Raw genomic sequence first — 16,421 nt, forward strand, 5'->3', positions numbered from 1 at the left:
CAGGTGAATTTAAGCACAAAATTGGAAGTTTCAAAAAATCGCCTGAATACGTTTTTCCCACTGAGAACCAAAGATGAGCGTAAAGAGCTTGATTGGGACAGCATTCTTGGCAATGTGATTTCAGAAGTTTATCGCAAGCAGTTGGCGGTAGAAAATTTGACTGACTTTCAAGCGATGTGTGAGCAAGAGCTGAAACAGCGATTGGATGATGATGCCTTTTGGCCGGTTTTGAAAGCAATGTACTTTGACAGCTCAGATGTATTAAAAATTGCACCTGAGTTTCTGCTGTTTCGCTCTGAAGAGGCCGAAGACAATAAGCATAACCAGCGTATTGGTGACATGTTCGTCAATTTGATGGGAGGCAAAACCTTACTTAATTTGTCACCCATGCGGTTAAATTTTGTCGAGCAAATCTTGTTCGATGTGCTTGAGAATAAAGCACTAAAACCTGAAGCGAAAATGAAAAAACGGGTGTTTAAAGAGCAACCTTATTTACCTTTTTTGGCACAGTGCTTTAAAGATGATTTGGCCTTTCTGGGTTCTAAGCCGCGGTATCTGTTGGACAGCTTTCAAGACTTTTTACGTTTATATGGTTTTTTGTACACCAGTCAGCTGGCGCATAACCTGGTTAATTGGTCAGAGGGCGAACCAAAACCCTGTCCGAACTATTTGATACTCGACACGGAAAAAGCCAGTGCAGAGCGAAAGCAGCTAAAAGAGTCGGGTTATCAGCAGTTGTACAATCATGTGCTACGAATTTTCCCTTATTTGACGATGGCTGAAATGCTGCAAGCCGGGCGTGACGAAGTTCGCCCATTATGGCTGCTGGCTGACAGCATTCGCAACTTTGACCCCGCTACCGCGTTGTTGAATGATTTTGCTCAGTCTTTTAAAGACGAACGGCAGCTGATAAAAGTGCAGGTCAATGCACAGCCAGACAGTATTTCGGCTTTGCGGCAGGTGCTGCAGTTATCTCGTGATCAGTTTAAAACCGGTAATAAAGATAAAGACGACATCAACACTAATTTTGCTAAAGCGACGATTAAACACTTATGTGCTGATTTTATTCAGCAGCGCGGCGCGGCAGGTTCGGTATTGGTGATGAATCAGGATTACCTGTTACTGCTAACTAACCTGGTGATTGGTAGCAACGAATCATTACGATTGAACGAGTTAATTAAGGGCTTTAATCAGCGCGGTGTGTTTTTTGATAAACAAAGTCAGGCTGAAATTGTGCAATTTTATGAGCGCATCGGCAATGTAGAGCGCATGAGTGATAGTGGAGACGCAGTATATGTCAGAAAAACAGTTTGAGAGCTTTTTGGTTGAGCAATTAATCAACCGTTGCCAAAGCGAACTCAAAGCCGGTTTTCGCTATCAATTTAAATCGCCGGATGGGCAAAACAGTCGTCTATTAACTGATGAATTGTTAGCACATCAAACAGCTTCTATTACCGACATTGCAACAGAGTTGCCGTTTATCCAAATTGGTTCAGTAAAGCTAATTCCAGTGCTCCACGCTGATAATGAGCAAGGCTTTACGGAAAACTATATCTCACGTTTACGCGATATGGTGGCAGGCCAGCAAGGTGATTTTGCTCAGACAGCCCTGCTAATTGTGCACAACAGCATGTTAGATACTCTGATTAATTCCGCGGAAGACTTGGCTCAGCCGGGTAAAGTTTGGCACCCCTATACATTAAAAGAACAGTTAAAAATCTTAATTAACCCGCTGGATAAGCAACGAACTGTGTCTGAAACCTTGCTTGATTTGGTGTATGAGCAAATTGTAGACAATGGCGGCACAGCTTTTGGTTTCAACAAGCTTTATAGTGCAATTTTAGACGGCGATCTCAGGTTTGATGAATTAGACCTTTTGCAAGACAGCGAGCTAAAAAGACCCACAGAAAACAAAGAACAGATTAAAAACCGAGTCGCTGAAAACCAGAGATTACACGACCGTATTGCTCAAATTACCGAGCGTTTCCCTGGCGAGCTAGTTGAAAAACTTGGCGAACTGGATTTTGGTGAAAAGTTTATCGAAGAGCACTTCTCTGAACCCGGTAAGTGGCGTGAAACACTGGAACTGGGCGCGTGTTTTGAAGAGCAAAAGAAAAACCGTAAAGCCGGTTTAAGCCTTGAAACCGAAGAGTCTGGTTTAACGGTTGATTTAACCGGCAGAGATAAAGCAGCCACCAAAGCCGGCAAACGCGAGCGGCATTTAATTTTGGCATTGCATCAAGGCGAGATAAACGCTGACTTTGAGCTGGTGTTTATCGGTGATGCGGTTGACAAAGATCAAATAGACATTAAAGATGCTTCTGAAGACAAAATTAAGCTGTCAGGCATTAATAATGCAGGCGGTAAGCGCAGCAGGGTAAAATTTAGTTGTAACGATATTACCGCACCAGTGTTTTGTTTTATCCGCTTAAATCGCGAGAACACCGGCGAGCGTTACAGTTTTAAGATTGTGATCTTACCGGCATCCGATTTCCCGCTGGAAAACATAGCGCATAATTTCCTGGTGCAGGTAAAGCAGAAAAAATTACTACTACAGACTGACGAAAATAAGCTGCGGATCTCTGATTATTCTGCGACTGCAGAGCTTGAGCAACCAGGGCAGGTTTTTGCGTGCGCTGACATTGGCGTAATAGACTTTGAAACAATGGCGAATGAATCGGCCGAGATTGGTTTTACTGTTAAAACCAATAGCTACAACCTGGATTTCGAGGTTGAAGGTGCCGTTGCTTCAGACGCACTGAGTTTGCCATTGCTGCTGGATACCGAGCGTTATCCACGTTTATTCGATGCCGGTTACTTTGGCGTATTTAACAAAAGCAAAAACAAAATTATCCTCGATAATCAGGAAGTCGCACCCAAGGGGCGGCGATTAACAATATTGCAGTGGGAACATCAGCTGGTAAGTGAACAACTGCTGTACCGGCATGATGAGCCCGATCGCAACTTAACTGCAGCTGCCTTTAAGCTCTATCCGCCACTTGAACAATCCTATACTGCTTTGCTGACTGAACTGCACAAACGCAAATGCTTGCCGTCTTTATCGGGTTGGGATGCGCAGTATATCGAGCTGGTGCGCCAGGTGGTAAATGCCTTTACCCAAGCAACAGCCGATATCGCTGAGAATGATGTGCTGAGTAAAGAGCAAAGGCAGTTGATGCAAATTGGTTTTGCCCAGTTTGATGGTGCTGAATATGTTACGCCGTTACACCCTATTGTGCTGGCGTACTATTTGTACCTTGCTGAGCAAATGCTGGCCGACAAACAACAAGCTCAAAGCTTTGCAGATTTACCCCGTATAACCAAAGAGCGTTTGAATCCGCAGGGGTTAATGCCGTATTTGTATCACCCGAAGTATGAATTTAGCTATGTGCAGGCAGAGCGTGATAACAGTTTTTGGCTGCAGTTGGTGCCGCAGAAAGACACCAGCTTTAGCTACGTCCGTAAACTGGTGCTGGAAAAAGCCACCGAATTTCAGGCCGCTTTTAGCATGTTATTTAGCTGCGGCCCCAGAGCAAAGCTGCTGATTAACTCAGTCAACAACCATGACAATACTGATCTGTTTATGGGGTTGGTGGATTTGGTTAAAGATCTGAAAGACAAAGTACCCTATATCCATGTGTGTTTGTACGACGACGAGCTGATGTATAACGAGTTCGACCGTTTTGCTGATATGGGCAAACATGAAGAGTTAAAGCAGCGCTACGAATTAACTAAAGGCAAAGCCAAAGAATACGCTGATTTAGTGGTGGACTTGCTGCGCACCCGGCTGACTTACAGCAAGTTTGAAAATGCTAATGTGGCCGAGCAGCAATATGCGCATATTAGCTTTTTCCGTAACAACCAGCGGGTAGAGCGCACTGATGTTGACCCCGCTCAGGAGCTTAGCGGCGTGGTGTGTCACGGCCTAATTGCCGGCGAAGCTGCGGCCAATAAACAAGATAGCTACTTTACTGCCTTTGGTTTAAGAGGGGTGGATACAACCAACTTGCCACATTTGCAGTTAGCGCAACAGTATAACCGCTTAGTGAAGCCGGCTTACAAAGCCAATGAGCAACATGGTAAAGCCAAATCTACCGCTCTTGCGGTGAACGACAGTTTCCGCAGCCTGTTAGAACGCTCGTATGACTCGTCTATCTGGACCTGCATTATTGACCCTAAAGTCACGCTGGACTTTTTTGAGTCGTCCAAAGATGTGGTGCTTATTCACTACTCAGACAACTACACCAATTCCACTAATTACGATGCCATCACGCTAACTAAGCAAACCGACTTATACCGCAAGGTATTAGAGCGTGATGAAAAAGGCGGCCATATTGAAGAGTTCAACGCCTTCAACGGCGAATGGCTGCTAAAAATGATTACCGACAACGCCAATGAACGTAAAGCCAAGCGCGGCATCATTGGTGCATATAAGTATGTTAACTGCTTGCTGGCGCACTCAGACATTACCTGGGTGCCGCTATCGGTAGCGGAGATGATCCGCGTCGCTGGCAATATCGGCCTTAAAATTAGCGAATCAGATTTCTCGCGTACCGTGCAGGGCTATAAACAAGGCGCAATTTCGGACGATGTGCTGTTTGCTGGCTTTAAAGGCGACAAACTGTATTTGCTACCGGTAGAGGTTAAAACCGGTAAGCGGCAAACCCACAGCAAAGGCTTCTTACAAGCGCTGGAGTTAAAGCGCTACCTGACAGAAGACTTACTGGGCAAGCAAGACCTTGCAGGGCTTTTGTACCGTGGTTTGTTTGCCCGCCAGGTATTAATGCAGGTAGAGAAGTACAAGCTGTATAACCTGTATGACGAGAACTACTTTGACGAACTAACAGCCAAGCGCGAATGGTGGCTTCAAGGTGAATACCAGCTTGGCGAACTGACTGATTACCCGAAAGGCTTTTTGTTTGTTAATGTCGAAGATGGCACCTTCTTTGATGCATGCTACAGCGAAGAGCAAGATATTCTGAAGATTGAATTACCCAGTGGTTGGCTGGGCGATTTAATCCGCCAGCCGCTGAAGAATATGCTCGCGAGTGCAAGCAGTGAAACCTTATTCAGGGTACCAGCGCCGTACTTACTGCAACCACAAACCGAAGTTGCTGTTACTCAGCCATACCCGGCACATACTGAAACAGAATTCAGGCAAGCAGCAGAGCAGCCAATCAGTGCGACTGAACAAGAAGTTGCTACTGAACCGGCAAGTGCAGAGCCTGCCAAAACCAGCGACGTCCCGTTAAAAGTATTGTTTGGTAATGACGCCAGAACTGAGCAACCGCTGTATTGGGAACCTACCAATACCGCCCGTTTTATGAATACCAACACCGGCATTATCGGCACTATGGGTACCGGTAAAACCCAGTTCACCAAAGCGATGATTACGCAGTTGTATCGCAACCAGCATAACAACGTAAACAGTGCGCCAATAGGCATGCTGATTTTTGACTACAAATCAGATTATGTTGACGATGCGTTTATTAGCGCTACGGATGCAAAAAAGTACAAGCTATTTAAGCTGCCATATAACCCGCTAAGCCTGTTTGGCGATACGCCAATGCTGCCTATTCACACGGCAGCAGGCTTTTCTGAAACTATGGCAAAAGCCTATGGTTTGGGGCCAAAGCAGCAGTTAAAGCTGGAAAACTTAATTCTTGAAGCGTACACGGCGGCAGGCATCACGCCTGAAGATGCGTCTACCTGGCACAAACCTGCACCGACCATTGAAGATATCTGGGCGTTATTTATTGCGCAGGAAAAAGTCGAGGAAGACTCGCTATATGCTGCTTTGTCTAAACTGGCGCGGTTTAAAATATTCGAGTCTATCCCGGAGAATATGACCAGCCTGTACGAGCTAACCACCGGTATTACGGTTATTGAGTTAGCGGGTTATCCGTCAGAAATCCAAAACTTGGTGGTGGCGTTAACGCTTGATCTGTTCTATTCGCAAATGCAAAAGCGCGGCAAGCCAGATGTGCAGGGCGATTATCGGCAAATTACCAAGATGATATTGGTAGATGAAGCTGACAACTTTATGTCACAAAACTTCAGTAGCCTTCGCAGAATTTTAAAAGAAGGCCGCGAATACGGTGTGGGTGTGGTGCTATCCACGCAGGATATTACTCACTTTAAAACTGGCGAGAATAACTACGCTTCGTACATTCTCACTTGGGTAATCCACCGCGTAGCCGAGATCCGAAACGCTGATATCAAAGCAATTTTTAACGTCGATGATAAAAGCGAGCAAGAGAATTTAATGGAAACCATACGCAAGCTGGAAAAGCATTACAGCTTGTATATCGATGGTAAAAAGACACTAACAAAAATGCGTGACAAGGCTTTTTGGGAGTTGTTGAAATGACAATAGTAGAAGCCATAAAAACTGTCCTAAGTAAATTTAAAGACGGATTACCATATACAGAAATTTATAAGAAGATTGTAGAACAAAAGCTTTATGAGTTCGGGGCGAAAGATCCTCAAGCAATAGTAAGAGCTAAGCTAAGGCAGCACTGCTATGGCGTTGAATACCCATCTGCGAGCCCTACTAAACACTTTATTTCCGATGGTGGGAGAGGAAACAAAGCGTTATATAGAATATGGGATGGTCAGGAAAAATTAAGTCCGAAAGTCGCAAATAAAAAAGCATCAGGAAACGAGCTGCCGGAAGAGCTGATACACCAACTTCATATTGATCATATAAATAACATTAAAAACCAAATGATGGACGCGATTTACAATTCTGATCCAGGCTTTTTTGAAAAGCTCGTACTGAAATTACTCAGCCGAATGGGATTCGGCTGGGACAAGGACAAGTCGGCTTTTCATGTTGGTGGACCGAATGATAGAGGGATAGATGGTGTTATCTTCGAAGACCAACTTGGTCTTGATAGGGTCTATATTCAGGCTAAACGGTATGGAAAGAATAACGGGGTTGGAAGCTCAGACGTGCATCGTTTTATTGGAGCGATGAATACTAAAAATGCAAACAAAGGAGTGTTCATAACGTCATCTTACTTTACAGATGGTGCAATGTACGAAGCGCGGGATGCAAGGAATATAAGTTTGGTTTTGATTGACGGAGAAAGGCTAAGTAAGCATCTTCTTGAAAATGGGTTAGGAGTGTCGGTAGCTGAAAGTTATAAAATTTACACCATCGACTCGGATGCTTTTAAAGATAGCTGAATTGCTCGATGTTAGTCATTAATAATGATTAAAGAAATTTTTTAAATTTTCATGTGTAGCTGAATTTAAAATAGCGCATAGCTAGGCGTACTAGGAGTTGTAGGTTGAATCAAAATTTTTTAAGTATTATTTTGGGTATCCCAAGCGGGATATTCTCTGCATTATTCATTTGGCTTTTTTTTGTAATTTATCAAAAGCAATTTAAGCCTTGGTTTCAGGAGCTTGTGTATAGAGGAGTAGAAATTGAAGGTATTTGGCAGAATGATGATCAGAACGGCAGCTCTGATGGCACTAGTGAAACTCCAACTGTTACTTCAATACTTAATATATCTTTACAGCAGGGGCACACGATAAAAGGAACATTTTCACAGCAGTTTGTTAGTGTAAATGAGAAGCGTTATGGCGCGTTCAAAGCAGAAGGTCACATTATCGACGGCGTTGTCATACTTACGTTAATGCCTGAAAGCAGAAGTAAATCAACTTATGGTACTTTGGTTTTGAATTTGGGGTCAGCCTCTTTATCACTGGAAGGGATTTTTACTTATAAAGGTGCGATAAGTAATAATGTTACACACCAAAATGTAAAGCTAATGAAAAAGCCATAGTAAAGGGCATTTGTAATGGGATTAATAAGCTGTTCGTTGTCGGAAGAATATTTAAGTGATCGGTCATATGTTGCCTCACTTAAAAGCGAAGTTGCTGCACTTGGCTCAGGTTGGCAAGAGTTAGAACTTCTGGCTTGTAATTTAGATGCAGTACCGGAACAGACCGGAGTTTTTTTATTGCTTTTCAAGGATTCTATTTCAAATAATGATACGCCAATATATACAAAAAATATAATTTTCATTGGTGGTGATGAGGGGAGAAGTCTTCGATATTGTTTTTCAGAACTGCTGTCCATTTTCGAAAGTAAATCTATTACTGGCAATGCATATGCAATTGACATTTTGAAATTTGATGTGCGTCGCCAAGACGGAGATTTATTGTTTATCTTCATGCGAACAGAATCGATAAGTGGCGAGCTCGTCAAAGTCATAACCAAGTTAAGGCGATCGTATTCGCCGATTGGGAATAGGGTCCCAACTGGGACACTAGACCATTCAAAAATTGAACCAGCATTTTGAGGATATTATGTCGAACAAAACTTTAATACCTGCGTTAAAGGCGAAAGTAGGTGATTGGAATTACTACATCTGCGTGATGAAGTACGCTCAAGTTGCAAAGGAGTGCTCATTCGCATACGAGCTGGGCGGAAATCCAGAGCTCAATGAGTTGCTTCAAAGAGGGATTTCGGATAGAACGCAAGGCATAGTTGAGTACTTAATAAAATCCGAACACAGGTTTTTGGGCTCGTTGATCGTCGCGGCTTGGGGTGGGCATCCAAATTATATACCAGTAAAAATGGACGAAAGTGATGATCTAATAAAAGGTCTAGATAGCGGTTTTGGCGTTCTGACATTTGACGGCTCACAGCAGTATTTTGCTTTGGACGGTCAACATAGGTTGAGAGCTATTAAAGATGCTATTAAAAGAAAGCCTGAATTAGGTAATGAAGAAATTAGTGTGATTCTTGTTAGTCACTTTAATACTCCAGAAGGTCAGGAGAGAACTCGTCGTTTGTTTTCGAATATTAATAAAAATGCGAAATCCACTACATCTACTGAGAATATTGTTTTAGATGAAGATGATGGTTACGCTGTTATTAACAGGCGCTTGATAAATGAACATACGATATTGTCCGATAATGGCGTTGTGTCTATTTATAGACGTCAGAATAGCGAAGGCGGTCTCTCCATTTCAACGAGTGTGTCTAACTCAGATAGAAAAGCTATAACGTCTATAAAGCAACTTTATGAGATGGTTAAAGCACTTTCAGTAGGTACAGGGATAGATGGTCACAACATCAATATCAGACCTACAGATGACGATCTAGAACGAAGTTACAATCAGATCTCTGAGAGAATTACTAAACTTTTTGAAGCTTGTGGCGACGTTCTTAGCCTTTCTCAGAAAGACGACATCAGAGTCTTCAGAAAGAATAAGATAGATTCTGGAAAAGAACACGCCTTTTTAAAAGGAGTGATCCAGCGTGTTGTTACGGATGTCATATCTCAACTTATCAGAGAAGGTCGAATCACTTGGGAGCAGGCATTTGACAAGCTGAGCAAGCTAGATTGGAATGTTAAATCTTCACCTTGGAATTGCGTTTGCAATATCTCGGAGAACCCTTCCGAGGCTAGCAAAATGCTAACCAGTAGAGATTTCACTGCGCTGTTAGAAGATATGTTGAAAGTTCATATCGCGCCCAAAACACGAGCTGATATCAAAAAAGCGCGAAAAGCGTTCTTGGATTTAAGAGGATTTCACTATCCTGTTAGCGAAGATGTCCTTTCAGTTAATCTTGAGCAGCAAGCTAGCTCTATAGGCAGCTAAAGAGCGAAAATTTTATGAAAGATGTGCTTGTTAATCCTCAAGCATATCTTTCCTCCACTCCCAGTGTGAACACTCATTCAAACCGAAACTTTGCTTAATATGTAAATGGTTTAAGTATTTTCCAGCTTTAAAAATTTTCTTAAATTCTTCTCCAGTATCAGGATCCTCTGAAAAGTAGTAATAGCTGTCCGATCTAAATTCTTTGCGTGAAAAGCTCAGTATGACCTGAATATTCATTGCCGCTAACCTTGAGGCTCTTAAAAGCAAAGTCAAAACTAATCGTTTAACTCTAGGATCATCAAAATCACCAGTAAATTCTGGGTTTTCCAATATAGGAAAATTAGCATGGGCGATTTGATTTCTCATATTCCTAATAACTGAGAAACCTCTTGAAATTATTTTATCTTCGTCAAAATCCATATCAAAACTGACTTTAAATTTATCCCTGTACAGCTTTGAAAGCTCTATCACGCCGGTGACCTTATGAAAGTAATTTTCAGGCATATCTAATGACGTGAATACTTCATCTAACAGCCAAGTTGCCTGAGTTGAATAACTTCGTTGCCGTTCTAACTTGCTACCCGAGGTTAATAACTTTGAATATTCTTCTTCATAAATATGGCTAGATAGCCTATAAGCTTCTTCAAGAGCATTTGAAATAAACATAAATCGGGTGATTTGTGTAGCAATAGAAGAGTCATGTTTTGCATTTGAATTAAGCTCATCTGCTACAGGTTCACAGTAAATATGCGCCATCTCATATTTAAAAGTGTTCATTTCTACTGATTCAAGTTGACTAGCTAAGCGAAGCCACTTTGCAATACTCGTCGTCTTTGCAGTACCGCATTTTTCGACTTTTCTTTTGACCTGCTTGTGGACAACTTTTTCTTCATTCAGTATTTCACAAAATATAGCTAGCTCATGAAGATGCAGAGGCAGCTCTCTAAATTGGCTACAAATTGAGCAAAAGGGTTTTTGAGTACTCAAATTTCGTCCTCTTTGGGATAACATTTTCTAGTTCATGGTTATATTCAAGTCAAAAAATTCCGTAGATGCCGGCGCCGGGGCGCCGGAATAAAATATAGCAAATTGTTAGAAGCTGTTTGAGTAAACTTTGTAACTTACGTCTCTGCTAGGATTCACTGACATATAGTAAGAACGAAATTTCCCACGTACTATATGCTCTCTAAATCGATTTTGTTTTATCAAATCTTGCCAAGGATACAACCACATTCCGGAGACAACATAATCCTCATTAAGATGTACAAACATTAAATGCGTTGGAATATCTTTACCTTCAATTTTTGGAATAGCACTGCTCCTGACCCAGCCACTATTGCTTCCTCTGCGAGTTTTAACAGATATCTTCATACCAGAAGTTGTTTCAACGTCATGCTCAAAGCTATCGTCTACGAGAAAACCGCCTAAAGCTATCTTGGTTAAAATCTCCCCCAACCAACCGACAAGCTCATCGCCTTTTAGTACTTTCCCATCAGAATATTCGGCAAGAAGCTCACGTATTTTTCTTTGCGTCATTGATAAGGTAACAAAGAGACTGGAAAAGTCTTTCTCAATTCTGTCCATTGAATCAAAGTCGAAGTTCATTATGATCTTAATCTCATCATGAGGATGTATTTCTTATAGAGATTTACTGTAAAGGTTTATACCTCTATTCAAATGAATTTTCACGAAAGTTGATAGTTCTGTATCACCATCGGTTTTAGCAAACTTGCGGTAGGCTTCTTTTAAGAGTGTTAAATACAGTTCAGAGAACTCACCCGAAAACGTCTTCCACGTCATTTCAACATTACTATCTGAAGGAATATCTTCCTTCGGTGGTACTGTTGGGTCGGCCAGTGACATGCATAGCGCCCAACGGCAGAGCACATTCCAGTTTTCAATGCCGGTTTTACGCTTCAGAATAATCAGCTGCTGCTTTTGCTTTTCTGATAAACGAATAATGTCGATGCTTTGCATAATCAGAAGTACCCTTGGTTAAAACCGGATGTTTTAGCTGGTTCGTTGTAGCTGATATGAAACTCGCGGGCGATATAGGGTTTTAGCTGTTTGTAGTAATCGCCGACAATCTCTTCGTCCGTAGACAGCAAAATGACCTGTTGCCCCGCTTTGGGGAAGTAGTTATTCACCAGGTTACTGCGGTGAATACCGTCTAAACGCCCCAGCGGGGTATCAATAACTGTCGGTAGCTCTTTACCCGACGCCTCTGCCAAACCCCAAAGAATAGCGATAGCCAAAAGCTGGCGCTCACCGGCTGACAATTTAGCTGGCTCTAAGGCGTTGCCCGACATGTCATATAGCGTAATGGCAAAGTTGGTAGGGCAAATCTTTAAATCGCTAATAAGCTGTGACTTACGCCCCAGCGCATCAAACTTTTGCTTAACCAACGTTTGTAAGCGATCAATATTCTCGCTGATAAGCTGCTCAGCAAAGCCCTGTAAAGTGGCTTTAAGCTTTTTAATATGCTCACTTACCTGAATAGTGCGCTTTTGCTCAAAGGTGTCTTTGTTTTGTTGTGCCAGCAGGTTGGTATAGCGCTGTGATAATACATTGCTTCTGGCGGTAGCTTGATCTAATAACTGTTGCTTCCGATCTTTTAGCGTGCGTAGGTTTTTTAACGTAGCCTCGTATTCTGCCAATTCAGCAATCACGTGCTGTACTGAGTCATAAGCCGGTATGGTATCCAGCTGTTTTTGCAGCAAGGCTTGCTGCTCTAGTAACTTTGCTTCATCTTTTTTCAGGCGCTCACGCTGTTTTTCTTCTTCAGTTATGCGCGCATCTAAACCATTAAAAATACCCAGGTCAGTATTCAGGTAGCATTCTACGCTGGCCAGTTGTTGGCGTGCTTTGGCTTGTTCGGCCATGGTTTGGTTGACATGCGCAAGGGTTTGTTCTGGTGCAGCACTGGAGTTTAATGCGGCCAGGATTTTCTCATCATAAGCGCTTATGGCTTCGTCCAGTACCTTGGCTTGTTTGGCGTCGGTTTCCAGCCTAATTTGGGTTTTGGTTTGCGCTATTAAATCTTTAACCAGAGCCAGAGGGCCAACACCTGCGGCCAGCTTTATTTGCTCGGCTTTATTTAGCTTTAACTTGGCTTCAACGGCACCCAGGTCAAACTTTAACTCGTCGCGCTTTTCAATCAAATGAGCACCGGTATTGCGCACAGCTTGCCGGGCTTTGTTAATGGCGATATTGGTATCGCTGAGCTGCTGTTCTATATCGGCCAGTTCTTTTTTCAGATCTGACATAACCACATTGTGATCGCCCATTTCATCTTCACAGGCGGACACTTTCGCCATAACGCTTTGGTCGACGTTACCGGCGCGGCGTTTTTTATCTACTTGTGCCAGGTCGATTTGTAGTTGAGACAGCAAGTCCAGCCCCAGCAAACTTTCGATGCCGGTTTTTACCAGTTCAGACGAACGCTGCGGGTGGGCCAGGTTTTCGATTTTTTCACCGTCGAAAAAGAACAGGTCGGATAAACTAAGCGGGATAAATTCATTAACAAAGTCATCCCAGTACTGGCTTAGATGCTCGTCAAATTGATAATCAACTAACACTCTGACTTTGTCTTTGGCTTCGAGGTTTTTAACCTGCCAGCTTCGCTCAATATCGTAACGCTTAATCTTGTTGTCGGCTCTATGTAGAAAGGACAAACTGAGCATTACTTCAGCATCTTTAGGTGCAAAACGGTTTTTACAACTGGCTAAAAAGCTACCGTAAGCGGTACCTGCACGATTAGAACATTTAGCATGCTTGCCGTACAGCACTAGCTGAATAGCATCTAAAAAGGTTGTTTTGCCGCCACCATTTAATGCACCTAGCAAAATGACTGGCTTGCCGTCAGTAACTTCCAGATTAATGCTGTGATCACCCTGGTAAATGCCAAAGTTTTTTATTTGTAGTTCGTTAAATATCATCGCTGACGACCTCGGTTTCAATCAGCAATGAGCTGTAGCCTTTTTCTTTAATCGAGCGGGTAATAATGGTTATTTGCTCCGCCATGTTAGCTTTCTCTTCATCTGAGAAATTCGGTGAATTTTCGTACTGAATTTGCAGCTCATGTCGCTTGCGCTCCAGTGCAAAAATCTTCGCTTCTTCTAATGATGAAAACGCGCCTTTTTCCAGGCTGTCATCTAATTCAGCAGCTAAGTTGGCACGGCGCAGCTGATGCTTGTGCTTATTGGCAATCGCCATTACCGCACGCACTTGTTGATACATTAAGCCGTCGCCATCGTTATGTTCCGTGCAGTAGCTTTTTAATTTATCCAGTACCGTTTTATTAAGTACTGGATGGTAAGCGCGCTTTTCACCAGGATAAGGCTTTTTAATAACTTTCTCGTAGATAGCGGGCAGGCTATCTTCTACTTCCAGCTTTTCTTCCAGCCAGATGCGGCGGATTTCTTCCAGTTCTTCCAGTGGTAATAGCTCGAGATTTTCAACTTCGGGCGGCCCCATTTGCTGAACGGCAACTTGAGCCTCCAGCACTTTCTGCAGTAATTCTTGCCGGAAGCTTTGGATGTAAGGGCCAGGCACTATGTCTGCACCATGTTTAGAGATATGCACGGTGAGGGTGCCGTTCATACGTCGAAAATCACGCCGTGCTTTATCGCGGCGCAGCTTATCCAGCTTTTTATCACGGTTGGCGTCGTTAACATCGATTTCGTTACGAAGCGCCAGCAATGGCAACATCCAATCCTTTTCGTCGTCATTGGCGATCATGGCTGTCATGGATTTATCTTCAGACACCATGGTGCATACATAACAGCCAAAACGACTATCACCACAGCTTTGTGTGCTTTTATCAACTACAAGTGGGCATTCTCCGCCCTCAGTTGCGCCTTGATACATGCCCATCAAATCCTGATTGGGGAAGTTCCAAGGGTTGGGCACGGAGTTAAGATAAACCCAGACATCGTCATTGGTCCAATCGGCAATTGGGGTATATACCCAAACGCGTTCAAGCGAGCCATTTTCTGTTAAACCTAATGCTTTCCGTGTATTTGTGGTTGAGCTTTCGAACCTATCCATGCTTGCTGCTCGAGCTGTACTTTCTGCTTTGCGAGTGCCAAGTACGAGAATTGCTTCTCCGTTCTTATTAGCTAAATTTTGAATAAATGTATTAGACGGGGAAATTTTTAATCGGTCAGTGCACCAGCGAAACTTATAGCGTGGAGCAGGGTAGCCTTTGCCAATTAAGTTAACCCAAAAGCGATCTTTGACCGCTGGGGTTAAGCGATGAGGGATAATCGGCAAGCCTTGTTTGGCGGTAGTTTCCTTCATCCGCTCCAGCGATTTCTCTACCCACATGGCAACGAACGGGTTTTCAACCAAGGTATCGGTGCTGATAACATGCACGTCTTTATGGCATTTACCTTCCGCTTTTAAGTCAATCAGCGCATACCAAATAAGCTGCAGAATAGCTGTGGAGTCTTTACCACCGCTATAACCTATGACCCATGGAATTTCGTCAGATAAATACAGTTGTTTTACATGTGCTTTGGCCGTTTCAAGCGTTTGCTTTAGACCTTTTGCGCCAAATGCTGAGTAAGTATTTACGGCTTGGTTACTGCTCATGGCGGATACCTGTTAATTTGGTTTCATCTTGTTGCTCTTTAGGGCTGAGCTCTAATCCAATTATTGTCTTAATCCTTGTTGCGGTAGCTTTGGCACGACTGGAGTTATTACTCATTTCACCGTTAATCATGCAACGACCTTCCCAGTCGGCTTTGTTGCTGCGGTCCCAGTTTATTTGTTTAAGTTTTTTCAGGTATTGTTTCCACTTAGGTGTTTTCAAAAGCTGGCGGCCAACTATTCCTAGTGCTTGTAAGGTGACTGAATGCACATTTACTGAATGTTTTCTGGCATCACCTGCGGACAACTTATCTTCATAGACAAACTGCCATTCCGTCATGTTTTCATAAACGGTTTGCCAATACTGTGTAGCAATAACGCTAAGTTCGAGATAGTTATCGGCGGTAACCTTGTCGAACAGCTCTCGGGTCGCTCTGTTAAATGCGCTATGAGTAAGTAATTTTTTAGAGCGCGGGCTTAAGCTGTTTTTCTCTAAATCAATGAGCTTTTGCAAGACAGGGTTGTTGTAAATCAGTTCCTTTGACAACAAGGCGCAAGGCGAATTGTCGTAGGTAATACCTAAAGAGCGGTCAGCTTTTTTCGGGTAAAGGTTCAAATCTTTAAAGATTTTTTGCCTGTCTTCCAGCGTTTTATCGGCAAAAAACACCACCGAAATACTCTCTTCCGCCAGGGTAGGATCTTGTTTTAAAGCCTCTGCAATAGCGGCATTGCGGTGTTGACCGTCGGTTATATAAACCTCAGCATCGGCATCAATGGTTAAGGTGCCGATATTGGTTTCGTGGGCGCCGGTTCCAATGGCCGTAAAAATGCTGGCACCTTCGATACAGGCGGTAATGGCAGAGAATGCATATTCTTCGCGCTGAGACAGAATGTAATTCGTTATTTGCGGTATGCGCTCTGTATTAAGAGTGCGCTGTGCCCGGGCTTCTACTGGTAAGGAGCTTTCATCGAACGTAAAAACCTTACGCAGCCTTTTTAACGGACACATTACAATGTAGTATTCACTACCTGCCTGTACACCACGAATAGCTGGAAACGAAGTCCCTGACGATATACTGTTCACACGAAGACCTATAAATCAGAATGAATAATGTTTGTACAAAATGTTGTCTTGTTTGTACAAACAGGGGCATTATACTAACAGTTAGGCACTGGCTTGTCTCCCATTTAAACTAAAAAAACGT

General features: G+C 43.0%; 12 protein-coding genes. 6 read left to right on the forward strand and 6 right to left on the reverse strand.

Annotated features, from left to right (window positions below):
* Positions 1–3: 3 nt before the first annotated feature.
* The 6 genes from dptG (at position 4) to CRO03_RS16250 (ending at position 9,624) form a co-directional block, all read left to right on the forward strand.
* Entirely contained in the window at positions 4–1,314 is a 1,311-nt protein-coding gene (dptG, locus tag CRO03_RS16225; protein ID WP_141397762.1) for a DNA phosphorothioation-dependent restriction protein DptG, read from the forward strand.
* Positions 1,295–6,370 (forward strand): DNA phosphorothioation-dependent restriction protein DptH, encoded by a 5,076-nt coding sequence (gene dptH / locus CRO03_RS16230; RefSeq protein WP_097112688.1) that lies wholly within the window; start codon positions 1,295–1,297, stop codon positions 6,368–6,370. The genes dptG and dptH overlap by 20 nt, the downstream gene beginning before the upstream one ends.
* The gene (locus CRO03_RS16235; protein ID WP_097112689.1) at positions 6,367–7,191 is read left to right on the forward strand and encodes a restriction endonuclease; all 825 of its coding nucleotides are present in this window, start codon (positions 6,367–6,369) and stop codon (positions 7,189–7,191) included. The genes dptH and CRO03_RS16235 overlap by 4 nt, the downstream gene beginning before the upstream one ends.
* A 104-nt stretch (positions 7,192–7,295) precedes the next feature.
* Positions 7,296–7,796: a hypothetical protein gene (locus tag CRO03_RS16240; RefSeq protein WP_097112690.1), complete on the forward strand. Its 501-nt coding sequence runs from the start codon at positions 7,296–7,298 to the stop codon at positions 7,794–7,796.
* Between the two features lie 15 nt (positions 7,797–7,811).
* The gene (locus tag CRO03_RS16245; RefSeq protein WP_097112691.1) at positions 7,812–8,315 is read left to right on the forward strand and encodes a hypothetical protein; all 504 of its coding nucleotides are present in this window, start codon (positions 7,812–7,814) and stop codon (positions 8,313–8,315) included.
* Between the two features lie 7 nt (positions 8,316–8,322).
* Positions 8,323–9,624, forward strand: coding sequence for a DNA sulfur modification protein DndB (locus CRO03_RS16250; protein ID WP_097112692.1), 1,302 nt, complete (start codon positions 8,323–8,325; stop codon positions 9,622–9,624).
* 30 nt (positions 9,625–9,654) lie between these two features.
* Here the strand turns inward: CRO03_RS16250 and CRO03_RS16255 are convergent, their stop codons facing one another.
* From CRO03_RS16255 to dndB, 6 genes are all read right to left on the reverse strand, one after another.
* On the reverse strand, positions 9,655–10,611 hold the full coding sequence (locus CRO03_RS16255; protein WP_141397763.1) for a hypothetical protein: 957 nt from the start codon (positions 10,609–10,611) through the stop codon (positions 9,655–9,657).
* A 105-nt stretch (positions 10,612–10,716) separates the two neighbouring features.
* Positions 10,717–11,229 (reverse strand): hypothetical protein, encoded by a 513-nt coding sequence (locus CRO03_RS16260; protein ID WP_097112694.1) that lies wholly within the window; start codon positions 11,227–11,229, stop codon positions 10,717–10,719.
* Positions 11,230–11,262: 33 nt separating this feature from the next.
* The gene (dndE, locus tag CRO03_RS16265) at positions 11,263–11,601 is read right to left on the reverse strand and encodes a DNA sulfur modification protein DndE (protein ID WP_170949044.1); all 339 of its coding nucleotides are present in this window, start codon (positions 11,599–11,601) and stop codon (positions 11,263–11,265) included.
* A gap of 2 nt (positions 11,602–11,603) precedes the next feature.
* On the reverse strand, positions 11,604–13,562 hold the full coding sequence (gene dndD / locus CRO03_RS16270) for a DNA sulfur modification protein DndD (RefSeq protein WP_097112696.1): 1,959 nt from the start codon (positions 13,560–13,562) through the stop codon (positions 11,604–11,606).
* Positions 13,552–15,219: a DNA phosphorothioation system sulfurtransferase DndC gene (dndC, locus tag CRO03_RS16275; protein ID WP_097112697.1), complete on the reverse strand. Its 1,668-nt coding sequence runs from the start codon at positions 15,217–15,219 to the stop codon at positions 13,552–13,554. Before dndC ends, dndD begins: the two co-directional genes overlap by 11 nt.
* Complete coding sequence (dndB, locus tag CRO03_RS16280; RefSeq protein WP_097112698.1) at positions 15,209–16,300, reverse strand: DNA sulfur modification protein DndB; 1,092 nt, start codon at positions 16,298–16,300, stop codon at positions 15,209–15,211. Before dndB ends, dndC begins: the two co-directional genes overlap by 11 nt.
* Positions 16,301–16,421: the final 121 nt, after the last annotated feature.

This window comes from Arsukibacterium tuosuense (assembly GCF_900215315.1).
In the GTDB taxonomy this organism is placed as follows: domain Bacteria; phylum Pseudomonadota; class Gammaproteobacteria; order Enterobacterales; family Alteromonadaceae; genus Alishewanella; species Alishewanella tuosuense.

Coding starts and splice junctions, on each gene's coding strand:
- CRO03_RS16235 (WP_097112689.1), top strand. CDS start 6,367: ATGACAATAGTAGAAGCCATAAAAACTGTCCTAAGTAAATTTAAAGAC.
- CRO03_RS16250 (WP_097112692.1), top strand. CDS start 8,323: ATGTCGAACAAAACTTTAATACCTGCGTTAAAGGCGAAAGTAGGTGAT.
- CRO03_RS16260 (WP_097112694.1), bottom strand. CDS start 11,229: ATGAACTTCGACTTTGATTCAATGGACAGAATTGAGAAAGACTTTTCC.
- dndD (WP_097112696.1), bottom strand. CDS start 13,562: ATGATATTTAACGAACTACAAATAAAAAACTTTGGCATTTACCAGGGT.
- dndC (WP_097112697.1), bottom strand. CDS start 15,219: ATGAGCAGTAACCAAGCCGTAAATACTTACTCAGCATTTGGCGCAAAA.
- dndE (WP_170949044.1), bottom strand. CDS start 11,601: ATGCAAAGCATCGACATTATTCGTTTATCAGAAAAGCAAAAGCAGCAG.
- dptH (WP_097112688.1), top strand. CDS start 1,295: ATGTCAGAAAAACAGTTTGAGAGCTTTTTGGTTGAGCAATTAATCAAC.
- CRO03_RS16245 (WP_097112691.1), top strand. CDS start 7,812: ATGGGATTAATAAGCTGTTCGTTGTCGGAAGAATATTTAAGTGATCGG.